Raw genomic sequence first — 23,536 nt, 5'->3', positions numbered from 1 at the left:
GGCTTTACCCCGCCTCGCCCTCGGCGCGGGGGACCGGGCGGGTCAGCGAGCGCCCCGGCAGCAGGTAGTACCCCTCGGTGAGGAGGAACACCGCCGCCCCCAGCGTGAAGACGCCCGCCGGGCCGAAGCTGGCCCAGGCGACCCCGCCCAGGACCGGGCCGACCGCGTACCCCAGGGCCTCGACCGCCATCACGGTGCCCCAGGCGGCGGCGCGGTGCGCTTCCGGCAGCACCCGGCCCACCAGCCCGTTCCACCCGGCGACAAAGGCCCCGTAGCCCAGCCCCAGCAGCGGCGCGAGGAGCCACAGCCGGTCCTCCATGCCGGGAAGCGCCGCCAGCGCGAAGGTCAGCGCCAGCCCCTGGAGGCCCGGCGCGAGGGCGCGGCGCGGGTGAACGCGGTCCGCCAGCCGCCCCGCGCCCCACAGGCAGAGGCCGAACAGGGCGAGCGCGAGCAGGCCCGGCCCGATCAGGTCGCCCAGGCCCAGCCCCAGCCGCGCCAGCAGCGGGTAGAACACCGTGACGAGCAGCCCCGGCGCGAGCGTCTGGGCGAACGCGGCGGGCAGCAGCACGGCGACCCGTGACCAGCCGCGCCACACGCTCCCCGCGGTGAGGGACGAGTGGGGAAGCCGCAGTCCCAGCAAGCTCAGGGCGAGGAGCAGCGCCGTGCCCTGCGCCCCGGCGAGCAGCAGCCACGCGGCGTCCGGGTGGGCCTGCATCAGCGGACCAACGCCCAGCGCGCCGCCCAGGATGGCGGGCGCGACGCTCAGGCTGGACGCGGCGAGGGCCCGCGCGGTCCGCCCCGGTCGGGCGAGGGCCTGCGACGCGCTCATCACGCCGGGCCACAGGGCCGCGTAGGCCACGCCCCAGGCGGCACACCCCAGCACGCCCCAGAGGGGCGAGGGGGCCAGCCGAGTGCCCAGCACGGCGCCCAGCCCCAACACCGCCCCGAGGGTCAGCACCCGGCCCAGCCCCCAGCGCTCGGTGACCAGGCCCACCGGCCCCTTTGCCAGCGCGTCGGCCAGGTAGTGCCCCCCCACCATCGCGCCGATCACCGCCGTGCCCAGGCCCAGGCCCGGCCCGGCCAGGGGAAGCGCCGACACGACGAATCCGGTGCGGACGAGTTCGCTCGTGAGCAGCAGCGCGAGCAGCCGCAGCATCACCAGGGGACGGGTCCAGAGCATCAGGGCCGATTGTACGGGTTGGGGGCGGGGCGGCGCTCCGGCCCGGCAGATGGTTCCAGGGCAGCCGCGAAGTCATCAACTCCGCACAGCCTCGCCCTACCCCTGTGCGGTGCAGCTCTGCGAGTCCGCCCCCGCGGGGCACCTCCACTGGGGGGCAGACAGAAGAATCGGCTCTCCAGGGGGCAACTCCCGGACCCGGCTCCCTTTTCGGGGGAGCTGTCGGCAAAGCGGACTGAGGGGTGAGCGGGGCGAGCGCGTCCACAACCCGACTTCGCGGTTGCCCCGCGAGCGCTTCCCCTCCGCCACCTTGCGGACGTACGCGGCGCGGGGCGGCGTTAACCTGCCGGGCAGGATGCTCCTCACGCTGACGACCACCCACCAGCCCGCCACCGACCTGGGCTTCCTGCTCCATAAGCACCCGGAGCGCGTGCTGGAACGCGAGTTGCCTTTCGGGCGCGCGGTGGTCTTCTACCCGGAGGCGACCGAGGGGACCTGCACGGCGGCCCTGCTGCTGGAGGTGGACCCGGTCGCCCTCTCGCGCCATACGCGGGCCGGGGAGGGCGCACCGCTGGAGCCCTATGTCAACGACCGGCCCTACGCGGCGGGCTCCTTCCTGGCGGTCGCCCTGCGCGACGCTTTCGGCACCGCGATGACGGGGCGCAGCAAGGACCGCCCCGAACTCGCCGACACGCCCATCCCCCTGGTCGCAGAGCTGCCGTGCGTGGCCGCGCGGGGTCCCGCCGACCTCCCGGCCCGGCTCTTCGGTCCGCTGGGGTACACGGTGGACGCCGAGCCTATCCCCCTCGACCCGCTGTTTCCCGAGTGGGGCGAGCGGCCCTACATCCGGTTGCGGGTGTCGGGCACCGCCCTGCTGCGCGAGCTGCTGACGCACCTGTACGTGCTGCTGCCCGTTCTGGACGGCCGCAAGCACTACTACCTGGGCGAGGCGGAGGTGGACAAGCTGCTGCGCCACGGCGCGGGCTGGCTGGAGACCCACCCGGAGCGCGACCTCATCACCGGGCGGTTCCTGCGCTTCCGCGAGCTGGTGCGGCAGGCCGAGGCAGCGTTCGGCCCCGACCCGGCAGAGGTCGAGGAAACCCCATCCGAACCTCGTCCCCGTCTCCACGACGCCCGGCTGGACCGGGTAGCGGAAGTGCTGGAGGCCAGCGGTGCCGCCCGTGTGCTGGATCTGGGCTGCGGGGAGGGGAAACTCTTGCGGCGCCTGATCCCCGTGCCGCAGTTCCGGGAACTCGTCGGCGTGGACGTGAGCGACCGCGCGCTGGAAATTGCGGCGGAGAAACTGCACCTCCGGGAACGGCCCGAACTTGCCGGGCGTGTGCGCCTGCTCCACGGCAGCCTCGCCTACCGCGACTCGCGCCTCCGGGGCTTCGGTGCCGCCGCGCTCGTGGAGGTGATCGAGCATTTGGAGCCTCACCGCCTGAATGCCCTGACCGCACACGTGTTCGGCGATGCCCAGCCGCGTACCGTGGTCGTCACCACGCCCAACCGCGAGTACAACACCGTCTTCGGGGAGGACGCGGGCCTCAGGCACGCCGACCACCGCTTCGAGTGGACGCGCACCGAGTTCCGCGCCTGGGCAGACGCGGCAGGGGCAGAGTACGGCTACACGGTGCGGTACGAGGACGTGGGGGACGTGCACCCGGAGTACGGGCCGGTGACGCAGATGGCGGTGTTCGAGCGGAAGGTGGGCGGGGTATGACCCTGCCGCCCATCCTCCCCGTGGGAACGAGTATCGTCACGCGCCTGACGCAAGCTCCCTCCTGACTCCTCCGCTAATCTGCCCATCCCCGCCACGCCCAGGTGTGAGAGCATCGGCGCTTGAGGCCCCCATGACCGTTCCCCCCACCGACATCCGGCTCCCCGAACTCTCCCTCGTCGCCCTCGTCGGCGCGTCGTCGGCGGGCAAAAGCACCTTCGCCGCGCGGCACTTTCTCCCGACCGAGGTGCTGAGCAGCGACTTCTTCCGCGCCCTGGTCAGCGACGACGAGAACAGCCTGGAGGCGACGGGGGACGCCTTCGACAGCCTGTTCTATGTGGCGGGGAAGCGGCTGGCGCGCGGGCGCCTGACAGTGGTGGACGCGACAAGCGTGCGCCCGGAGGACCGGCGGCGGCTGGTGGACCTCGCGCGGGCGCATGACGTGCTGCCCGTCGCCATCGTCCTTGACCTGCCCCGCGCGGTGCTGGAGGCCCGCCACGCCGCCCGCCCCGACCGCGACTTCCGCCCCGAGGTCATTGGGCGGCAGGTCGCCGAATTGCGCCGAACCCTGCGCGGTCTGGGCAAGGAGGGCTTCCGCCACGTCTGGGTCCTGAGAACGGAGGCGGAGGTGGACGCCGCCCGCATCTCGCGCGTCCCGCTCTACACCAACCGCAGGGAACTCACCGGCCCCTTCGACTTCATCGGCGACGTTCACGGCTGCCTGGACGAACTGCGTGAGCTGCTGACCAAACTCGGCTACACGGTGGAGGGGAACACCGCGACCCCGCCGCCTGGCCGCACCGCCGTTTTCGTGGGCGACCTCGTGGACCGGGGGCCGGACAGCGTGGGCGTGCTGCGGCTGGTGATGAACATGGCCCACTCGGGCGCCGCCCTGTGCGTGCCCGGCAACCACGACGAGAAGCTGAAGCGGGCGCTGGACGGCAAGGCAGTCCAGGCGCTGCACGGCCTGGACCGGACGCTGGAGCAACTCGACGCGGCGGGGCCGGAGTTCCGGGCGGAGGTGCGCGCCTTTCTCGGCGGGCTGGTGAGCCACCTCGTGCTGGACGGCGGGCGGGTGGTCGTCGCGCACGCGGGCCTGCCGGAGCGGTATCAGGGGCGGGCGTCGGGGCGGGTGCGCTCCTTCGCGCTGTACGGCGATGTGGACGGCAGCCAGGACGAACTGGGGCTGCCGGTGCGCCGGGACTGGGCGCAGGACTACCGGGGCGCGGCGACCGTGGTGTACGGCCACACCCCCGTCGCGCAGCCGCGCTGGGTGAACCGGACGCTGAATATCGATACCGGTTGCGCCTTCGGGGGTGCCCTGACGGCCCTGCGGTATCCCGAGATGGACCTCGTGAGCGTGCCCGCCCATGCCCAGTACGCGGTGCCCGCCCGACCCCTCCAGCCCGCCGCCCCCGAGCCGGATGGCGACACGCTTGACCTCGCCGAGTTCCTGAAAGGGGGCCGGATCGAGACGCGGACCTTCGGCGGCATTCTCCTCAAGGAGGGCGAACGCTCGGCTGCCGTGGAAACCTTCTCGCGCTTCGGGGTGGACCCGCGCTGGTGCGTGTACCTCCCGCCCACGATGAGCCCGGTGGAGACGAGCGGGCGCGAGGGCCTGCTGGAACACCCAGCAGAGGCATTCGCGTATTTCCGGGGCCAGGGCATCACGGAAGTCATCTGCGAGGAGAAGCACATGGGCTCGCGCGCCCTCCTGGTCCTGGCCAGGGACGGGGAAGCCGCCCGCGCCCACTTCGGCGTGGAGGATGGAACGGGCCGCATCTACACCCGAACCGGTCGCCCCTTCCTCGCGCCCGACTGGGAGCAGGGCGTGCTTTCCCGCGCCCGCGCCGCCGTCACCGGGGCCGGACTGTGGGAGGCGCTGGACACCGGCTGGCTCGTCCTCGACGCCGAGATTCTGCCCTGGAGCCTGAAGGCCGGGGAACTCATTCGGGGGCAGTACGCGGCGGTCGGGGCGGCGGGGAACGCGGCGCTGCCTGCCGCCGTGGCGGCCCTGGAGAGGGCTGTCGAGCGGGGCGTGGAGGTGGGCAGCATCCTGGAGCGAACCCGCGAACGTGCCGCCGACCTGTCCACCTACCGCGAGGCTTACCGCGCCTACGTGCGCCGGGTGGAGGGACCGGGGGACGTGCGAATCCTGCCCTTCCACCTCCTCGCCTCGGAGGGGCGGGTCCACACGGACCGGGGGCACCTCTGGCACCTGGAGACGCTGGGGCGGCTGGCGGACGCTGACCCGGCCCTGTTTGGCCGCACAGCACACCGGGTCGTCACCCTGAGTGATCCGGCCAGCGAGGCGGAGGCGACCGCGTGGTGGGAGGCGCTGACGGCCTCGGGCGGGGAGGGCATGGTCGTCAAGCCGCTCACCTTCCTGGACCCGGAAAAGCGCAGCCTGCAACCCGCCCTCAAGGTGCGGGGCCGCGAGTACCTGCGAATCATCTACGGCCCGGAGTACACCCGCCCCGAACACCTCGCCCGGCTGCGAACCCGTGCCCTCGGCGCCAAACGTGCCCGAGCCCTGCGCGAGTTTCACCTGGGGCTGGAGGCGCTGGCCCGCTTCGTGGACCGCGCCGGAACTGCTCGCGTTCACGAGTGCGTGCTGGGTGTGCTGGCGCTGGAGAGCGACCCGGTGGACGCGCGGCTGTAGGGGAGGGAGGGGGCTGCCCGGGCTGAGGATTAGGAGGCAGGCGTGGTGATGGGCTATTTGGAGTGAGGCTGTGAGGGCAGGCGGTGCCTGCCACCCCCCTCCCCGACCCTCCCCCACAAGGAGGGAGAAAAAGACCTCATCCCACATGGTGTTTTCCGTATTGCACATCAAGCGTCACAAGGGGGGAGAAGCAACAGCGTCCAAGCTTTGGCTCTTTAAAAACCGTCTACTGTGGACGGCCGGTTCCCACCCCTTGGCTCGCACTCGCACCGCCTTCACCACGCCTTGCTCGCGTAGCGAGACGGTGGGCGAGCAGCTTGGAATGCAACAAGATCAAACCTTGCGCGTGGAGAGAAACAGCCTCGGGTCCGGGGGGCGAACCCCTTGCTCAGCGCAGCGGAAAGCCCCCCTGCCCCCTCCGGGGGGAGGGGCTGGGGGTGGGGGCAAACCGGGCCAGAGCAGCCCATCCAACCCCTCAAGTACCCCTCCTCTCCATCGTGGGCAAACATCCCGTCCCCCACCCGCAACCTTCCTAGCCTGAGGCATGAGGCCCGCCGCGCTCCTCCTCCTCCCCGCCCTGCTCCTCGGCCTGCCCCCCGCCCACGCCCAGTCGGCCGCCGCCCTTGCCAAGGTGGACGCCGCCCAGATGAGCATCCCCGCCGCCCGCGAGAAGCCCTACCCCGGCAGCGCCCTGACCGTGCGGCAGACCCTGCGCGCGGGCAGCAACTACCGCCGCTACGTGGTGAGCTACCTGTCGGACGGCCTGCGAATCAACGCGCTCCTGACCGTTCCGAACGGCACGCCGCCGAAGGGCGGCTGGCCCGCCATCGTCTTCAACCACGGCTACATCCCGCCCAACGTCTACCGGACGACGGAGAAGTACGTCGCCTACCAGGACGCCTTCGCCCGCGCGGGCTTCGTGACGCTCAAGAGTGACTACCGGGGCCACGGGAGCAGCCAGGGGGAAGCGCTCGGCGCCTACTACGCCCCCGGCTACACGACGGACGTGATGAACGCGCTCGCCAGCCTGAAGAAAGACCCCCGGGTGAACGCCGCCCGCATCGGCATGTGGGGGCACTCAATGGGCGGCTTCCTGACCCTGCGGGCGATGGTCATCGACCCCTCCATCAAGGCGGGCGTGATCTGGGCCGGGGTGGTCGGCGACTACAGCCAGATGATGAACGACTGGAACAGCCCGGTGCCGCCGTCCATCCCCCGCCGCGTGCTGGAACTGCGGAAAAAGGCGGTCGAGAAGTACGGCACCCCGGAGGAAAACCCGGACTTCTGGAACAAGCTCAGCGCGAACGCCTACCTGCGGAGCCTCGGCGGCCCCCTTCAGCTCCACATCGGCACGGCGGACGAGGACGTGCCCGTGAGCTTCCACACCTCGCTGGTGGCCCAGATGCGGCAGGCCGGAAAGTCCGTCCAGAGTTACGTCTACCCCGGCGACAACCACAACCTCAGCCGGAACCTGTCCACGGCGCTCGCCCGCAGCGTGGCGTTCTTCAAAGCGAACCTGTAGAGACAAAAAAAGAACGTCACCCTGACCTGACGGCAACGTTCGGGGGGCTCTTGTCTCAGCGGCTCAGGTCGTACCCGGTCACCTTCCCGGCTGGGCTGGGGTTCGTGTCACTCAGGGGGAAGTTCCGGTTGTAGAGGTTCCAGCCCTGCTCGACGTGCATGGCGGGCAGCAGTTCCTCGCCGCCGCCGGGAAGGAAGGCGGGGACGTTCACGGGGCCGATATTGCCGCCCAGGGCGCTGTAGATCAGCCACTGCTTGTTGCGGGCGAACCGCTCGCCCACGTTGAAGGTGGCGTCGTTGTTCGCGTCGTCGAAGACCACGACCTGATACACGCCCGCGACGGCGGGAATCCCCGGCAGGTCGAAGCCGAACTGCCAGGTGTTCACCCCGGTGCTCACGATGTTCTGGCCCCGGGCGCTGTCGTTCGTGACCACGCCGGGCAGCCCCGTGCCCACCAGGGCCAGCCGCAGCCTGGGGTTCTGCCCCCAGTCCCCGCCGATGGTGCCGCTGAGGTCGTAGGTATCAGGAGCCTGGACCCCCCGCGACCCGCACGCGGCGAGGATCAGGGTCAGGGGCAGAAGGAGAGCGGCACGGCGCATGGGCTCAGCCTAAGCGCCGAGGCTGACGAACGGGTGAAGGCGCATGAGGAGGGGGGCACGGCCCGGTAGCCACGCCCCGCCTTCAGCCCCCCTTATTTTCCCTGCTGGGCCAGCCGCAGGAAGTAGGCGCTGCTCTTGTCGCCCGGGTCAAGCCGGACGGCCTGACTGTAGGCTTCCGCAGCCCCGGTGTAGTTCTTCGCCTCGTAGCGGACGCGGCCCAGCCAGGCCCAGGCCTTGGCGTACTGCGGGTTCTGGCGGGTGGCGTCGAGGAAGCCCGCCTCGGCCCCGGCCTTGTCGCCCGCCGCGTACCTCGCATAGGCGGCGCGGAACGCCTGCACGGCGCCCAGCCCGTACTGCTCGCCCTCCCGCGCCAGCGCGAGGTTGAAGCGGTCGCCCCCGGTGGCGCCGGGCAGGGCGACGGCTCCCTCGTAGGCGGCGCGGGCCGCCTGGGCGTTGCCGAGTTCCAACGCCAGGCGGCCCGCCTCCCGCCACGCCTCGGCGAAGTTGGGGGCGGTGCGGGCGGCCTCCTGGAATCCGGCGAGGGCCTGCGGCTTGCGGCCCGCGTCGAGGTCGGCGTACGCGCGGCTGAAGGCGCGGGTGGCGGCGGGGCCGTACTGGCTGGCCCGCTGCGCCACACCCTGGAAGTACGTGAGCGTCTTGTCCCCGGGCTTCAATTGCAGGGCACGGGCGTAGAGGGTTTGCGCCTGCGCGTAGTTCCCGGCCTCCAGCGCCGTGCGCGCGGCCCAGGTCGCGCAATCCACGTTCTGGGCGTCCAGGTCGAGGCAGGTGGCGAAGAAGCGCGCGGCCTGGTCGGGCTGGTTGCGGGTGTACGCCGCGTAGCCCAGGTTGTACTGGGCGCTGGCCGCCTGGCGGGCCTCGGCGCTGCCGGGCTGGGCGGGTGCCGCCCGGAAGTAGGCGTTCCACGCGAGTTCCGCCTGCCGCCAGAAGCCCACCTCGGTGTAGATCTGGGCGCGGAGCTTCAGGTATTCGGCGTTGTCGGGGGCCAGCGTCACGGCCTGTTCCGCGGCGGCGGCGGCCTGCTTCCACAGCGTCTGGTCGATGCTCGCGCTGCCCTGAGGGTAGGTGCGCCGGGCCTGCTCGGCGAGGTCGCGGGCCTGGGCGGCGGCCTGCTCGGCGGTCAGTTGGGGCTCGGCACCCTGGGCGGGTGCCCCGGTCGTGGGGGTCGTCTGCGCGGCGGCGGGGCCTGCCAGCAGCGCGGCGGTCAGGAGCAGGGCGGACCGGATGGACATGCTTTCGACCTTAGGCGGGCAGGGTGGGGAGGCCGTGAGAGAAGGGCTCAGGCGGATTCCAGGTGCGGGGGCGACCTTCCCGGGCATCCGAAGGTGCGCCCGTGCCCCTGTCCTGCGCTGGGCCTCTGATAAAACGGGGAAATATGGCCGAGGCCCCCCGCGTTTACCCCATCCGCCTGTACGGCGACCCCGTGCTGCGCCGCAAGGCGCGGGCCGTACAGCCCACCGACCTCCTCACCGTCCCCGGCTTTGATCCCCAGACGGTGCGCGAGGTGGCGAACACCATGCTGGAGACGATGTTCGAGGCGCGCGGCGTCGGTCTCGCGGCCCCGCAGGTGGGCCTCCCCGTGCGGATGTTCGTGGCCGTCGAGTACGAGGACGACGAGGAGGAGCAGGAGGGCCAGGACGAGCCCCTGAAGTCCCGCGTGCTGCGCGAGTTCGTGATGCTCAATCCAGTCCTCACCGTGATCGACAAGAAAAAGGACCGGTCCTACCAGGAGGGCTGCCTCAGCATTCCCGGTATCTACGAGGAGGGCGTGTCGCGCGCCCGCGCCGTGCAGGTGCGCTACACCGACCTTGACGGCCAGGAGCGCACGCTGGAGGCTGACGACTACCTCGCCCGCGTTTTCCAGCACGAGGTCGATCACCTCGACGGCGTGTTCTTCCTCGACCGCCTGCCCCCCCAGGTCACCGAGGACCACCGCAAGGAACTCGCCGCCATGCAGCGCCAGGCCAAGCAGTTCCTGCAGGACCTCGCGCTGAGGGAAAAGGCGCGGCAGGAGCGCCAGGGTTGAGCGCCCCCCGCGTCGCCTTTTTCGGCTCGCCCGCCTTCGCGCTGCCCGTGCTGGAGGCGATCCGCGAGCGGTTCGCGGTCGTCCTCGTCGTCGCGCAGCCCGACAAGCCGGTGGGGCGGGGACTCAAGCTCACGCCGCCACCCGTCGCCGCCCGCGCCGCTGAACTGAGATTGCCCCTCGCCCAGCCCACGAAACTGCGGGGCAACGCGGCCTTCGGGGCGAGGCTGCGCGAGAGTGGGGCGGACGTGGCCGTCACCTGCGCCTACGGCAAAATCCTGCCCGCCTCCCTGCTCGCCGTTCCGCCCCACGGCTTCTTGAACACGCACACCAGCCTCCTCCCCGCGTACCGGGGCGCGGCGCCGATCCAGTGGGCACTGATCCGGGGCGAGACGGTCACGGGCACGACGATCATGCAGACGGACGTGGGCATGGACACCGGGCCGATCCTGCTGCAACAGGAGTTGCCCATCGCCCCCGAGTGGACGAGCATCGAACTCGCGGGCGCCCTGAGCGCCCAGGCCGCGCGGCTGATCGTGGAGGCCCTGTCGCGGCTGCCTGGCCTGACGCCGATGCCGCAGGACGAGTCCAGGGCGACCCACGCCCCCATGCTCGTGAAGGAGGACGGCTTCGTGCGCTGGGGGGACACGGCGCGGGCGGTCGTGAACCGTTACCGGGGGGTGGCTGCCTGGCCGCAGACCACGGCTTTTCTGAACGGCGCGCGGCTCAAGCTTCTCGGCCTGGGCGTGACGGACGGCCAGGGCCGGCCCGGCGAGGTGCTGCGGGTGGACCCGGGGGGTCTGGCTGTCGCCTGCGGGGAGGGTGCCGTGCGGGTGGAGACTGTGCAGCCGGAGGCCCGCAAGCCGCAGCCCGCGCAGGTCTGGGCACAGGGGGCGGGCGTTACCCCGGGCACCCGTTTCGACCTCTGGGAACCGGCCCCCGCCTGAGTCCGTACCCGGGAGCGTGAATCCCACCTTTCCCCTGACGCTGGAATTCCGGCTCAGCCTCCGAACCGAACTGCGCGTGACCGACGCGCAGGGCCAGCTCGTCGCCGTCGTCAAGGAGAAGCTCCTCAGCATCCGCGACGAGGTGCGCGTGTACGCCGACGAGGCGCGGCGGGTGCAGACCCACAGCATCCGGGCTCAGGGGCTGATGGCGGGGGCGCTCGACTGGCGGGCCCGGCGCCTGATCCGCCGCGCGGACGGCTCGGAGGTCGGCGCCCTCCAGGCCCAGGGTCTGCGGACCCTCTGGGGGGCGAGCTACGAACTGCTCGGGCCGGATGGCCGCCCCGAATTCACGATCCGCGACGACCACCCCTGGCTGGGCGTGATCGAGGGCGTGATCGGCGCCGTCCCCTTTATCGGTGACCTGATCGCCGCGGGCTTCGACTACCTCGTGAACCCGACCTACACCGTGACGGACGCCGCAGGCCAGCCCGCCTTCCGCGTCCGCAAACGCCGCAGCGTCTTCTCGCGCCGCTTCGTGGTCGAGGAGTTGCGCCCCGTCCAACCGGAGGAGGCCGAACTCGTCACTCTAGGGCTGGTGCAACTCGTGCTGCGGGAACGGGAGCGGGGATGAGGGGCGGGCAGGCCTTGTCCACCCCGACCGCGGCCCCGTGGCCTCCCGCATCCTCCGGCACAGGTCTTGGACCTGTCCCCAATCCTGTTCGTTCGCAGGCGTGATCAGCGCCGCGAGCCTCTGGACTGGAGTGTCCACGGCCAGGTGCGCCTCTGTGCCCTTCCAGTTCTCGGCGCCGTCAAGGCCTGTGCGCTGGGCTCTGGCCCGGTTTGCTGTTCCTCTGTTATAAGGATAAGAAGGGGCAATGATTATGTTTGAAGCCCACCTTGTCCCAGTGTGGACGAGCGTGAAGAGGGGCGTCTTTCGGTCCCCACCTCATCAGCAAGGGGAAGAACCGTGAAACTTCTGCTCACCTCGGGTGGCGTCACCAACGCGAGTATCCATGACGCGCTGGTCAGTCTGCTGGGGAAACCCATCGCCGAGTCCAGCGCCCTGTGTATCCCGACGGCGCAGTGGGGCCACCCGTGGTGCGGGCCAGCCTCGGTGCGGCGCTTCATCACCGACCAGACCCCGGCAACCATGTGCGGCCTGGGATGGAAGTCCGTGGGCGTCCTTGAACTCACCGCGCTGCCGAGCATCAGCCGGGACCGGTGGGTGCGGTGGGTGCAGGAGGCCGACGCGCTGCTGGTGGACGGTGGGGACGCGACGTTCCTGTGCCACTGGATGCGGGAGTCCGGGCTGGCGGAACTCCTGCCGTCGCTGCCTGAGAGCGTCTGGGTGGGGCTGAGTGCGGGGAGCATGGTCATGACGCCCCGGATCGGGCAGGACTTCGTCGAATGGCCGTCCGCGCCCGGCGACCGGACCCTCGGGGTCGTTGACTTCTCGATCTTCCCGCACCTGGATCACCCGGACCTGCCGTGGAACACCATGGCCGCCGCGGAACGGTGGGCCGCCGACGTGAAGGGGACGTGCTACGCCATCGACGACCAGACCGCCATCAAAGTGGTGGGCGGTACCGCCGAAGTGGTGTCCGAAGGCCAGTGGAAACAGTTGACGCCCTAGCAGCGGACTCGCCCGTGATCTTCAGGCTGTGCCGCCGAGAACAGGTCACTCCGCAACCTGGGGGGAGGCTCGCCGGGTCACCCCGTCATTCTGCTGCCCCGGGAGTGTGGCGTCCCCACTTCTAGCGCGTTCCTGGCCGCCTCTACCCCTTCCCCGGCTTGTCCCCGAAGCTCGGCACGTTGTTCCCGTAGATCGCGTGGGCGTCGCAGCGTTCGCGCAGCACGCACGCGGGGCACTTCGGACGGGTCCAGATGCAGACCCGTTGCCCGTGCCGCAGCAGGTTGACGTGGAACTCGTACAGGTAGGGCGGGTCGGGCGGCAGCAGTTTGAGGAGCGCGCGGTGCGCCGCCTGCTCGCCCATGCGGGGAATCGTGCCGACCCGGGTGTTGACCCGGTGGACGTGCGTGTCCACCGGAAACACCGGACGGGCAAAGTTAAAGAGCAGCACCAGCGAGGCGGTCTTGAGGCCCACGCCCGGCAGGTCGGTGAGCCACTTCATCGCCTCCTGAACGGGGATCTCGGCCAGGAAGTCGAGGTCGTACCCGCCCCGCTGCTCGCGGATGGCGCGCAGGGTGGCCTGGATACGCGGGGCCTTGCTCTCCGGGTAGTTGCTGCGCCGGATGGCGTGGGCGACCGCCTCGGTCGGCGCCCGGGTGATCGCGTCCCAGTCGCCCAGCGTGAGGAGTTCCTGGTAGGCCGCCTCCTCGTCCGCGTGGGTCGTGCGCTGGGAGAGAATCGTGCTGATCAGCTCGTGCATGGGCTCGCGCCGGGCGTAGATGGCCTTCTCGCCGTACTCGGCCCGCAGCCGGTCGAACATCCAGCGGACGAGTTCGGCCCGCTCCGCCTCGGGGCGGGTCGAGTTGAGGGGACGCTCGCCCCCCGGCAAGTCCAGCAGCCGCTCAGTCACGGCCCGGGGTGGCGCTGTCCTCCACCTCGTCGCGGTCACCCTCGGCGCTGTCCTTGTCGGCGGGGTCGATGTCCGGGTCCTTGCCCCGGTCCTGCTCGGGGATGGGGCGACTCTGCCCCTCGGCGGGCGAGGTGTTCGCGGGGTCGTAGCCCTTCTTGGGATCATCGGTCATGGCGTCACAATGCCCACGTCAAAGGCCAGGGCGGGCGAGACAGGCGTGAAGGGATGTTTACGAGGTCACGCGAGCCAGCCACCCCCGCACCACCCGGGCCGGGGAGGGGCTGAGTAAGCTATATACAGAAAGGACACCGGATACCCGTTTGGATGTGGGAAGGAGAAAAAGTCCAGCGGATACGTCTCAAAAGGCTGGCGGGAGTGTCGGGCTATTATGTTTTCGACGTAAAACGTGCTACAATAGCCCCATGAAGAATGCTCCCGTGACCCTGGAATTCGGTGCCCAGCGCCTGCCCGCCAGTGCGGACGGGCTGCTGCACGTGCCCACCGCCCTTTTGGCCCTCGGCGTGCCCATGCCCGAAGACTGGGCCGCCTTCGCCCGCGAACATGACCTGCAAAGCCCGGAGCGCGATTTCGGCATCGGCCCGGAGGCGACCCTCGACGCGGCCGAGTTTGCCCGGCTGGCCTTCACCCTGAATACGCCCGAGGCCCGGCGCTGGCGCAAGCGCGCCCAGACCCTGCTCTCCCGCGCCCTGACGGGTGACGTTCGGCTGGCCGCGCAGATCGCCGAGCGCAACGCCGACCCCGAGGCGCGGCGCTGGCTGGCCGCCCGGCTCGAGAGTACCGACGCCCGCCGCACCCTGATGAGTACCGTGGCCCGCCACGGCGGCGAGGGGCGTGTCTATGGTCAGCTCGGCTCCATCAGCAACCGCAGCGTGCTGGGCACCGACTCGGCGACCATCCGCCGCGAGCGGGGCGTGCGCCAGACCCGCGACGGCCTGCGCAGCGAGGAACTGTTGCGCCTGGCCTACCTCGACACCGCCACCGCCCGCGCCATCGCCGAGCGGGGCGCCCAGGGCAACGCCGCCATCCTCCGGCTCCACGAGGAGGTCGCCCAGCGCGAGCGGCACCTGTGGGAGAGCCAGGCCCAGGCGGGCTGAGGAGGTCGCGGGAAGAGGAGTCATCCCGGCTGCGGAACCCCTCTCCTCGGCGCGGCGCGCCGACCCTCTCCCGCAAGGGGAGAGGATGATTTCGTTCCTGGAAACAACCTGATTTGCTCCCACTCGCTCCTCAACAACCCGCCCCCCTGATCCCCGCTGCCTCCGGGTGGCGGGAGCCCTCTTTTGCCCCTTTGCATCTCATGCGCCCCCGCTAGAATTCGCCCGTGCCCATCACGCTGATTCGCTACGTGCTGCGCGAGGTGCTGCGCTGGTACGCGGCGGGCGTGGCGCTCTTCCTGATCCTGCAACTCACCGACGCCCTGAGCACCACGGTGGGCCTGCTGCTGAGCTACGACGCGACGCTGCTCCAGGCGGTCAAGGCCTTTGTGGCGCTTTCGCCCACCTTCCTCAACCGGTCGCTGGTGCTGGCGGTGCCCTTCGCGGTGCTGCTGACCTTCGGGCGACTTCAGGGGGACAGCGAACTCAAGGCGATGTTCGCCGGGGGGGTGCCGCCCCTGCGGCTGGTGTGGCCGCTGGCCGTGCCGTTTGTCCTCATCGGGCTGGTCGCCTTTGTCAATACCGGGTATGTGGCGCCGGGCGCGCCCGCGCGCTGGAATCAGGCGTGGTACGGCATCTTCAGGACCACTCCGCCCCCGCCCGCGCGGGACAACTACACCTACGCCTCGCCCGGCGCCCTGTACTACGCGGGCCGGGTGAGCAACGACCGGGGCGGCGCCGTGGCGCGTCTGGAGGGCGTGCTGGTCGAGCGCGGCGGCGAGACGATCACGGCGCCGTCGGGCACCTGGGACACGCGGAAGAAAACCTGGACGGTGCAAGATGCCTGGGTCACCCGCCCCGGTCAGGACCCCCGGCGGGTGGCGACCCCGCTGGTCTTTCCCCAGACCGATACCCTGCGGCCCCCGCCCCCGCCCGCCGAGCAGGTCAGCACGCCCGAGCTGCAAGCGCGGCTGGCGAGCGGGCTGGGCACCCCCCAGGAGCGGCGGCAGGACACCTTCGAGCTGACCCGGCGCTACGCCGACCCCCTCACGCCGGTCGTGTTCGCGCTCGCGGCGGGGGCGCTGGGCCTGCTGCTGCGGAACCGCGCGGCGGGCTTCGCGGCGACGGTGGTGTTCCTGGTGTCGTTCTATGTCCTGTGGATCGGCATGCCCCAGCTCGCCCGGGCGGGGGCGATGGCGCCCGCGCTCGCCGCCTGGCTTCCCAACCTCGTGTTCCTGCTCGTCACGGGCCTGCTCGTCTGGAGGTTGCGGTGAGGGTGGTGGCGAACCGGCCCGCGCCCCGGGTGCGGGGGAGGGCCGGCGGGGGGATGAAGCGCTTCGAGCGGTATGTCCTCGCCGAGATCCTGCCGCCGCTGGTGGGGGCGCTGGCGATCGTGATCGTGCTGTTCCTGCTGGCGCTGCTGGAGGCGGTGATCGCGCCGCTCCTCGCCAAGGGCGCCAATCCCCTCCTCGTCGCGCGGCTGGTCGCCCTGAACGTGCCCGAGGCGCTCACCCAGGCGCTCCCCATCGCGCTGATGTTCGCCGCGCTGCTCGCCCTCTCGCGCCTGGCCGCCGACTCCGAGATCAAGGCGGCGCTGGCGAGCGGGGTGCCCGCCTCGCGGCTCTTCCGGCCGGTGCTGCTCCTCGCGGCGGGGGTGGCCCTCCTGTCCTTCGCCCTGAATGAACTCCTCGTCACCCGCGCCAAGGTGCAGGTGCAGGGGGTGCAGCGCGAGATCGTCCTGGACAACCCCCGCGTGATCGGGCTGGGGGAGCAGGGGCTGGTGCTGCGCGACGCCCTGAACCGCGCGATCAGCGTGGGCCAGGCGCTCCCGGGCGGGGAACTGCGCGACCTGCGGATCGTGACCATGCAGGCGGGCTCGCCCCCGCGTGAGGTGATCACCGCCCGCCGGGGCCGCCTCCGGCCCGGCAGCAACGTGCTGGAACTCGAGGACGGGCGGCGGGTCACCTTTCAGGACGCCCGGCCCGTCACCGTGCTGACCTTCCGGCGCGGCACCCTCCCCGTGCAGGACGTGCAGGCGAGCTTCGACGGCGGGGACGCGGCGCTCAAGCCGGTCTACCTGCCGCTGCGCGATCTCCTCGCCCGGACGAACACCTACCGCCAGCAGCACGTGCGCTCGCCCGCCGACTTCACCGCCCTGCACCGCAAGTTCGCCGAGCCGCTCGCCGCGCTCGCCCTGGCCTTTTTCGTGGTCAGCCTCGCCGTGTTCGCCTTTCGCAGCGGGCAGAACCTGGGGCTGGTGTGGGCGCTCCTCCTGAGCTTCGCCTACTACGCCACCTGGAGCGTCTTCAAGGTGATGGGCGAAAACGGGGCGCTGCCCCCCGTCCTCGCCGCCTACGGCCCCGACCTGATCGCGGTGCTGGCCGGGCTGGGGCTGCTGTGGTGGGCGGGGCGACGCTAGGAGACGAATTGTAAGAAATTGTACAGGTGGGCGGACACGCCGGCTCACGGCAGAGCTTAAGCTGGACCATGTCTGCCTCCTCCCGGATGGACCGGCCGACCCCCCTTCGTCCCGCCACCCGGGGGCTTGCCTGGGCCGCCGGCCTGACGGCTGCGGTGCTGGCCGCCCGGCAGGTCCGCCGACCGCCCACCCCCGCCGAGCTGCGCGCGGCGGCGCTGGACGTGCTGGAAGCGGCCCTTCCGCAGCGGCGGACCTTCGACGTGCAGCTCTGGGACGGGACGGTGCTGCCCGCCACGGTGAAACCCGTCACCGCCCGCCTCGTCCTGAAGGGTGAGCACTCGCTGGGGCGAATGCTGGGCCTGCCGCTCGACCTCGCGCTGGGCGAGGCTTACCTGCGCGGCGACTTCGAGATTGAGGGGGACATCAGCACGGTGGCGGGGCTCACCACGGCCTTTGACGCGCCGCTCACCCCGGCGCGGGTGGCGCGGGTCCTGCGGAACGTGCAGAGGCTGCGCGCCCACGCCGGTCCCGCCCCGCGCCCCGTCACCGCCCACTTGGACGGCACCCCCCACAGCCGCGAGCGCGACCAGCAGGCGGTGACGTACCACTACGACCTCTCCAACGACTTCTACCGGCTGTGGCTCGACCGGCGCATGGTGTACTCCTGCGGCTACTTCCCGAGCGGCAACGAGACGCTGGACGAGGCCCAGACGGCCAAGCTGGAACACATCTGCCGCAAGCTGCGCCTGAAGCCCGGCGAGCGGCTGCTGGACATCGGCTGCGGCTGGGGCGGGCTGGCGATCTACGCGGCGGGGCAGTACGGGGTGCAGGTGCTGGGCGTGACCCTCTCGGAGGCGCAACTGCGTGAGGGCCGCGCGCGGGTGGAGGCGGCGGGGCTGAGTCACCTCGTGCGGCTGGAGGTGCGCGACTACCGCGACGTGGTCAGCGAGGGGCCGGGAAGCTTCGACAAGATCACCAGCGTCGGCATGGCCGAGCATGTCGGCCGGGCGAACATGACGACCTACTTCCGCTCGGCGTATGCGGCGCTGAGGCCCGGCGGGCTGATGCTCAACCACGCTATCGGCGCGAACGTGCAGCCGCCGAAGTTCCCGAAGTGGCTCCAGGCGCTCACCTCGGGCGGCTTCATGCAGAAGTACGTCTTCCCCGACGGCGAACTCCTGCCCCTGTGGGAGACGTTGCAGCACGCCGAGGGGGCGGGCTTCGAGCCGCGCGACGTGGAGAACCTGCGCGAACACTACGCCCGGACGCTGCTGTGCTGGTCGGACAACCTGGAGGCCCGCCGGGAGGAGGCCCGCGCCCTGGTCGGCGAGGAGCGCTTCCGGCTGTGGCGCCTGTATATCGCCGCGTGCGTCAACGGCTTCCGGAGCGGCCAGCTCGACCTCTACCAGACCCTCCTTGCCAAGCCCGACGAGGAGGGCCGGGTGGAGCTGCCGATGAGCCGGGCGGATGTGTACCGGTGAGGTAAGAAGTTGGAACAGTTTCAGTTCCTAAAGAGCGGGAGCTGACGAGCGAGTACAGAGAAGAATTGGTATTTCTGCCAGTCTTCACGGTTGCCTATAACATAAAGGCGATGTTTGGCACGACTGACTGCCACATTGAGCAGGTTTGGATGTTGTGACGCCCAGGTTTTGGCCCCCGCGCGGCTCGGGTTCCCGCCTAGAACTAGGATCACCACATCCGACTCTTTGCCCTGAGTGGTATGGACCGTACCGACTCTCACATCAGGCAATATTCGCGTTAACTCGCGCACTACAGCACGGAAGGGGGAAATGACGAAGATGGACGCTTTATTTACCCCCTGTACCTCCAAATTACGTATCAATTGCCGGGCGACCTCTCCCTCAGCGAGAATGAAATGCCCTTCCGCCTCAGAAGCATGAACATCAATCCAGCAGCTTTCGGGGAGATCGAGTGTGGATTCTGGTGACGTGCCGAAGACCATCATGCCGTCGTAAGCGATTTGATTGGAAATGTTGAACATGGGTTGGTCGCAGCGGCGGTGAACGCGCAAGGGGCTTCCTACCCAGAGGGAGGTCTCCTGGGTGGGAACATTCGTCCCGTACAAGCTGACGCGATCTGCTAGCTGCTGAGCAGAGGTTTCGCTGGGGAGCCACAATTCGCCTACATTGAAGTGACGGCGCAGCGCCTGTTGGGCAGTCAACGGAATAGTCACTACCGGCTCAAGTTGCATGGGGTCACCCACAACAATGGCACGTTTGGACCTCCAGAGAGCCCCCGCTGCCGCCTGAGGGATAGCTTGCCCTGCCTCGTCGATGAGCAAGTAGCCCAGGGCCTCGCGCCCAAGATGCGAAAAGAGCCTGTCAAACGAGGCGAATGTGGTGGAAATGACCGGGATGACGAAAAAGAGGGCTGTCCAGGCCGCCCGAACCGCCTCTGAAGGAGCGGAATCGGGCACGCTGCCGGAAAGGACATCCGTTGCGGCGTGTAGACTTCTCCGCATCGTCTCGGCATTGGCGGCGAGAAATGCTTTGTGGAGACGCAGAGCTTCCAAAAAAACCTGGGCGCGAGCGTCATTCCATTCCCGGTCCGTCCACGGGGCGGAAAGCTCCCGAGCTTCTTCATCAGTAGCCCAGGTGGCTAACGAGGGAATGTTTTGAACCCGTTCTCGTGCCTGTGTCAGTTCGTTCTGGGCTTCCCGCAGGCGCCCGGCCCACTGGCGCTTTTCCTCACGATGCAGTTGTAACTCTCGCTCCGCACGTTCCGCCTTCCGGGTGGCGTCAGCGTGAGTGGCACGAAGTTGTTGTGCCCGGGTCTCGGCTTGACCGACTTCTTGCGAGAGTTCCTGTTCTCTCGCTCGCCAGGTGCGGCTCACCCCACCCAGGGAGAAGAGGATTTCCAACCAATTCGGTTTGGTTTTGAGATGACTCTCGTGCCTGTCTTGGGCGGTCCGCACCTGAACCAGTGCCTGTTCAAGCGTCTCCTGTACTGCCCGCTGCTCCTGATAACATTGTTCGAGAAGGGCGGCGGCTGTGGTCTCTACTCCTGGTGCAATGTCGAGCTTTCCCTGAAGGTCACGCAGTTCTCCGAACAGGTCATGAATATGTTGCCGCTCCTCACGAATCCTGGCCTCAGCATTCAAGGCAGCGCGGAAACGTTTGACCGCACCCGCCCAACTGATCGTCTCACCTTGTAAATGTTCCAGCAATTTACGAAAGCCGTCCTCCGGCTTGGGTGGACGTGCGGGGTCCCGCTTGGTCTGGCCCTCTTCTTCCTGATCTTCGGGGTGCCAGAAGCGGCTGAGGAAGTCTGCACGGTTGCTCTTGTTCCCCAGACGAGCGGCGATCATGGCCCACGCTTCCTCCCCAAGGATACGTGTGCCGTATTCGGCGAAATAGTCGGCCTCGCGCCGCCATGACTCGTCGATGGCGTCCCTTCCCGGGATCTGCCGCGTCACATTCTCGACGGCCCCGTTGTTGGCGGAAGCCACCACGATCTCGAAGCCCTGGAGATCGCCACGCCAAGTCGCTACCGCACGGGTGAACTTGCCAGTTTTCCAGTTCAATTTTCCAGTGAAGGCGTCAGCGGGGGCTTTAAGGTTGGCGAGACGCTTCGCACGTTCGACGACAATGGCCGCCACGAGGTCGCGTAGCAGAGTCGTTTTCCCTGTGCCTGGAGGACCGTTCACCGCAAACAGGCCCGCCTCACTCAGGCTGGGAAGGGCAGTGTTGACGGCAAATTGCTGGCTGAACACGAGGGGGTGGTGCCCTTTACTCGGCCAGCGCCCTTGGGGGAAGAGGTTGGGAGCGAGTTGCTCGAACAGCACGTCCAGACGCTCACGCACATCGATACGTCTGGACACATCGACTCCCATTTCCGGGGTCAGGTAATCCCGCAAGCCCTGACCAACGTTGCCCCGGCGCACCTGTTCAGACACCTTTCGCAGGTCACGCAGAAAAAAGCTGTTCAAAAAGTCGTTGTCGTCTATCGAGTAGGGCCGCCTGCTGGACACCAGACCACAACGCGCACGAATCTCCGAAGGGCGCAGCATCTGGTTAACGCCCAAGCTCTCAGCGACGATCCGGGTAGCGTCTTGTAAGTCTTGAAGCGTGAGGGGTCGTCCGACAGGAAAGGATTTCTCGGCCAACTCCCGAGCACGCTCATCGTCCTCGTCCGGGGCCAAGCGGGCTTTGACCTGCCCAACGATTCGCTCGGCCTCTTCTTCAAAGCCCTCCAACCAGTTCCGGCTTCTCGGCCCCGGCTGTCGGGTGCGGCTCACCGCCCAAGCACAGGATGACAGGGTGATGCTTTCTAGCAGCGGGCGTCCGTCTCTGGTCACCAACAAGGCGAAGAGACAGCTCTCGCCGTCCATGCGCTCGTCGGCAGATTCCGGGTCCTTGCCGAGGACGCTCTCCAGAACTGTAGAAACGTTGCTTAGGCTATAGATGCCACAGTAGACGGTGAACCGATTTGCCGTTCCTGGTGGCCGGGGACGACGTGCCCAGCGGTGTCCCTCTTCCCAAGGTAAGAGGGCATCCTCCCGCAACACCTCAACCGGTTCTGCTCGGGCGGCAGGATTGGCTTTCGGTACGGTTTGTGGAGAGAAAAATTCAACGGCACGCCAGAAGTCGAGAATGGCTTCGGGCCGGGAGGGTGCCGTCACTTCCCCTCTCCCTGCGTCGCCTGGATCGCCGTCAGGGCAATCGTGTACACGATGTCGTCCACCAGCGCCCCGCGCGAGAGGTCGTTCACCGGCTTGCGCAGGCCCTGGAGCATCGGCCCGATGGCGACCACGCCCGCCGCGCGCTGCACCGCCTTGTAGGTCGTGTTGCCGGTGTTCAGGTCGGGGAAGATGAAGACAGTCGCCCGGCCCGCAACGGGGCTGCCCGGCGCCTTCTGAAGGCCCACGCTGAGGACCGAGGCGGCGTCGTATTGCAGCGGCCCGTCCACCGGGAGGTCGGGTCGGCGCTCGCGGACGAGCCCGGTGGCGATCCGCACCTTCTCCACGTCCTCGCCCGCGCCGCTCTCGCCCGTCGAGTAGCTCAGCATGGCGATCCGGGGCGGGATGCCAAAGGCCCTGGCACTGTCCGCCGACTGGATGGCGATGTCGGCGAGTTCCTCCGCGTTGGGGTTGGGGTTGATCGCCGCGTCGCCGTACACGACGACCTGCTCGGGGAGCAGCATGAAGAAGATGGAGGAGACGAGTCTCACCCCCGGCGCCGTCTTGATGAGCTGGAGGGCGGGCCGCACCGTGTTCGCCGTCGTGTGGACTGCCCCCGACACCAGCCCGTCCACCTCCCCCAGCGCGAGCATCATCGTGCCCAGCACGACGGTGTCCTCCAGTTGCGCCTCGGCCTGGGGGGCGGTCAGGCCCTTGCTCTTGCGAAGTTCCACCATCGGCGCGACGTAGTTCGCCCGCACCCCGTCCGGGTCGATGATCTCCAGCCCGTCTGGAAGGGTGAGGCCCTGCCCCTCCGCCACCTGGCGCACCCGGTCGGGCTTGGCGAGGAGCACGGGGCGCGCGATGCCCTTCTCCATGCAGCGGATCGCGGCCCTCACCGTGCGCGGCTCGTCGCCCTCGGGGAGGACGATGCGTTTGTTCGCGGCGCGGGCCTTCTGGATCAGCTCGTAGCGGAAGGCGCTGGGGGGCAACCGGCGCTCGCCCTCGGGCTGGGGGGTGCGGAGCCGCGTCCCCAGCGGGAAGGTGTCCAGCCGGTCGGCGATGAAGTCGAGGATGCGTTCCATCCGCTCCAGGTCGTCGTGCGGCACCCGGGGGTCCATGCGCGAGAGGGCCGAGGCGGTGTTGTAGGAGTTCGTCGCCACCCGCAGCACGGGGAGCGAACTCGTCAGCGCGGCGCGGCAGAGCTTCTCGATGGAGTCCTCCGGGGCGCTGCCGGACGTGAAGAGCAGCCCCGCCAGCGGAACGCCGCTGAGGTGCGAGAGGGCCGCCGCCATCACCACGTCCTCGCGGTCGCCGGGCGTGACGACGAGGGCGCCGGAGGTGAAAAGGTCGGCCATCTTGGGCACGCTGCGGGCGGTGACGACGGTGCTGGTGACGCGGCGCAGGGTGGCCTCGCCCTCGTTCAGGACCTCGGCGCCGAGATGTCGGGCCACGTCGAGGGTGCGGGGGGCCGTGAGCGCCGGGGACTGCGTGATCACGCCCAGCAGGGGGAGTTCCCCCCGCGCCAGGGTGCGGCTGTGCGCCCGCAGGTCGGCCATCAGCCCGCCGAAGTCCAACTCGCGCGGGGCAAAGTTCAGCACGTACCCCGCCAGTCCCGAGCCGTCCGAGCGGCGGTACGCCTGGGCGGCGATGTCCAGCTCGTCCGCCAGGGCGGCGGGCGTCACCCCGGCGAGGCTGGAGACAAGGACCACGTCTGCTTCTAAATTGCGCGCGAGGCTGGCGTTCAGCGCCCCCGCGTACACGTTGCGCTCGTTCAAGGCGAGGCCCTCGGCCACGAGCACGTCGGCGCCCCCGGTGATGCCCGACGCCGCCTCCCGCGCCAGGGCGACCACGCCCTCCATCAGGTCCTCCTCCTGCCCCAGGCTGAGCTGCTCCTCGGCCTGCGCGAGGGGGATGGGATCGGGCGTGACCGCGTGCGCGAGGGTCCGCGCGAAATGCACCGAGTCGTCGGGTGCCGTCTCGTGCGTCTGGGCGATGGGCTTGAGAAAGGCGACCTTGAGGCCCTGCCGTTCCAGGGCGCGGGTGAGGCCGAGCGCCGTGCTGCTCAGGCCCACGCCGTTGCGGGTGGGCGCGACGAAGAGGGTGTTCATAGGTTCCTCCTGAGGTTGAGGATTAATGGCTATTCCGACAGTCTATTT

At 69.5% G+C, this 23,536-nt stretch carries 18 protein-coding genes; 11 read left to right on the top strand and 7 right to left on the bottom strand.

All coding sequences use genetic code 11. The features are described 5' to 3' along the window. Nucleotides 1-4: 4 nt before the first annotated feature. On the bottom strand, nt 5-1,180 hold the full coding sequence (locus DAERI_RS18735) for an MFS transporter (protein ID WP_103130964.1): 1,176 nt from the start codon (nt 1,178-1,180) through the stop codon (nt 5-7). Nucleotides 1,181-1,457: 277 nt separating this feature from the next. On the opposite strand from DAERI_RS18735, the gene DAERI_RS18730 reads away from it, so the two are divergent. The 3 genes from DAERI_RS18730 (at nt 1,458) to DAERI_RS18720 (ending at nt 7,081) form a co-directional block, all read left to right on the top strand. After that, nucleotides 1,458-2,900 carry a 3' terminal RNA ribose 2'-O-methyltransferase Hen1 gene (locus tag DAERI_RS18730; RefSeq protein ID WP_235610461.1) on the top strand — a complete coding sequence of 481 codons (1,443 nt, stop codon included), beginning with the start codon at nt 1,458-1,460 and terminating at the stop codon, nt 2,898-2,900. Nucleotides 2,901-3,030: 130 nt separating this feature from the next. Beyond that, a complete protein-coding gene (locus DAERI_RS18725) occupies nt 3,031-5,559 on the top strand; it encodes a polynucleotide kinase-phosphatase (protein ID WP_103130963.1) in 2,529 nt (842 codons plus the stop codon). A 544-nt stretch (nt 5,560-6,103) separates the two neighbouring features. Beyond that, a complete protein-coding gene (locus DAERI_RS18720) occupies nt 6,104-7,081 on the top strand; it encodes an alpha/beta hydrolase family protein (RefSeq protein WP_103130962.1) in 978 nt (325 codons plus the stop codon). 55 nt (nt 7,082-7,136) lie between these two features. Here DAERI_RS18720 and DAERI_RS18715 read toward each other — a convergent pair whose 3' ends face one another. Together DAERI_RS18715 and DAERI_RS18710 are read right to left on the bottom strand one after the other, a co-directional pair. Continuing rightward, the gene (locus DAERI_RS18715; protein WP_103130961.1) at nt 7,137-7,679 is read right to left on the bottom strand and encodes a hypothetical protein; all 543 of its coding nucleotides are present in this window, start codon (nt 7,677-7,679) and stop codon (nt 7,137-7,139) included. A gap of 92 nt (nt 7,680-7,771) precedes the next feature. After that, entirely contained in the window at nt 7,772-8,929 is a 1,158-nt protein-coding gene (locus DAERI_RS18710; RefSeq protein WP_103130960.1) for a tetratricopeptide repeat protein, read from the bottom strand. A gap of 143 nt (nt 8,930-9,072) precedes the next feature. On the opposite strand from DAERI_RS18710, the gene def reads away from it, so the two are divergent. From def to DAERI_RS18690, 4 genes are all read left to right on the top strand, one after another. Beyond that, entirely contained in the window at nt 9,073-9,723 is a 651-nt protein-coding gene (gene def / locus DAERI_RS18705; protein ID WP_103130959.1) for a peptide deformylase, read from the top strand. Beyond that, nucleotides 9,720-10,667, top strand: a complete 948-nt coding sequence (fmt, locus tag DAERI_RS18700) for a methionyl-tRNA formyltransferase (protein ID WP_103130958.1) — start codon at nt 9,720-9,722, stop codon at nt 10,665-10,667. The genes def and fmt overlap by 4 nt, the downstream gene beginning before the upstream one ends. A 16-nt stretch (nt 10,668-10,683) precedes the next feature. Continuing rightward, on the top strand, nt 10,684-11,298 hold the full coding sequence (locus DAERI_RS18695; protein ID WP_103130957.1) for a hypothetical protein: 615 nt from the start codon (nt 10,684-10,686) through the stop codon (nt 11,296-11,298). A 336-nt stretch (nt 11,299-11,634) separates the two neighbouring features. Continuing rightward, the gene (locus DAERI_RS18690; protein WP_103130956.1) at nt 11,635-12,300 is read left to right on the top strand and encodes a Type 1 glutamine amidotransferase-like domain-containing protein; all 666 of its coding nucleotides are present in this window, start codon (nt 11,635-11,637) and stop codon (nt 12,298-12,300) included. Nucleotides 12,301-12,442: 142 nt separating this feature from the next. On the opposite strand, the gene DAERI_RS18685 is transcribed toward DAERI_RS18690, so the two are convergent. Beyond that, nucleotides 12,443-13,117, bottom strand: a complete 675-nt coding sequence (locus DAERI_RS18685; RefSeq protein WP_235610465.1) for a monofunctional DNA glycosylase — start codon at nt 13,115-13,117, stop codon at nt 12,443-12,445. A gap of 82 nt (nt 13,118-13,199) precedes the next feature. Next, nucleotides 13,200-13,379 (bottom strand): hypothetical protein, encoded by a 180-nt coding sequence (locus tag DAERI_RS18680; protein ID WP_103130955.1) that lies wholly within the window; start codon nt 13,377-13,379, stop codon nt 13,200-13,202. 250 nt (nt 13,380-13,629) lie between these two features. On the opposite strand from DAERI_RS18680, the gene ddrC reads away from it, so the two are divergent. From ddrC to DAERI_RS18660, 4 genes are all read left to right on the top strand, one after another. After that, on the top strand, nt 13,630-14,322 hold the full coding sequence (gene ddrC / locus DAERI_RS18675; RefSeq protein WP_103130954.1) for a DNA damage response protein DdrC: 693 nt from the start codon (nt 13,630-13,632) through the stop codon (nt 14,320-14,322). A 224-nt stretch (nt 14,323-14,546) separates the two neighbouring features. Continuing rightward, nucleotides 14,547-15,593 carry an LptF/LptG family permease gene (locus DAERI_RS18670; protein ID WP_103130953.1) on the top strand — a complete coding sequence of 349 codons (1,047 nt, stop codon included), beginning with the start codon at nt 14,547-14,549 and terminating at the stop codon, nt 15,591-15,593. 53 nt (nt 15,594-15,646) lie between these two features. Next, nucleotides 15,647-16,738 carry an LptF/LptG family permease gene (locus tag DAERI_RS18665; protein ID WP_103131039.1) on the top strand — a complete coding sequence of 364 codons (1,092 nt, stop codon included), beginning with the start codon at nt 15,647-15,649 and terminating at the stop codon, nt 16,736-16,738. 68 nt (nt 16,739-16,806) lie between these two features. Then, entirely contained in the window at nt 16,807-18,219 is a 1,413-nt protein-coding gene (locus DAERI_RS18660; protein WP_103130952.1) for a class I SAM-dependent methyltransferase, read from the top strand. A 20-nt stretch (nt 18,220-18,239) separates the two neighbouring features. Here the strand turns inward: DAERI_RS18660 and DAERI_RS18655 are convergent, their stop codons facing one another. Both DAERI_RS18655 and pta read right to left on the bottom strand, forming a co-directional pair. Then, entirely contained in the window at nt 18,240-21,380 is a 3,141-nt protein-coding gene (locus DAERI_RS18655; RefSeq protein WP_133162075.1) for a DEAD/DEAH box helicase, read from the bottom strand. Next, nucleotides 21,377-23,488 (bottom strand): phosphate acetyltransferase, encoded by a 2,112-nt coding sequence (gene pta / locus DAERI_RS18650; RefSeq protein WP_165794287.1) that lies wholly within the window; start codon nt 23,486-23,488, stop codon nt 21,377-21,379. The genes DAERI_RS18655 and pta overlap by 4 nt, the downstream gene beginning before the upstream one ends. Nucleotides 23,489-23,536 lie beyond the last annotated feature (48 nt).

The organism is Deinococcus aerius, assembly GCF_002897375.1.
Classification (GTDB): domain Bacteria; phylum Deinococcota; class Deinococci; order Deinococcales; family Deinococcaceae; genus Deinococcus; species Deinococcus aerius.
This window is presented reverse-complemented; position numbering and strand designations above follow the sequence as displayed.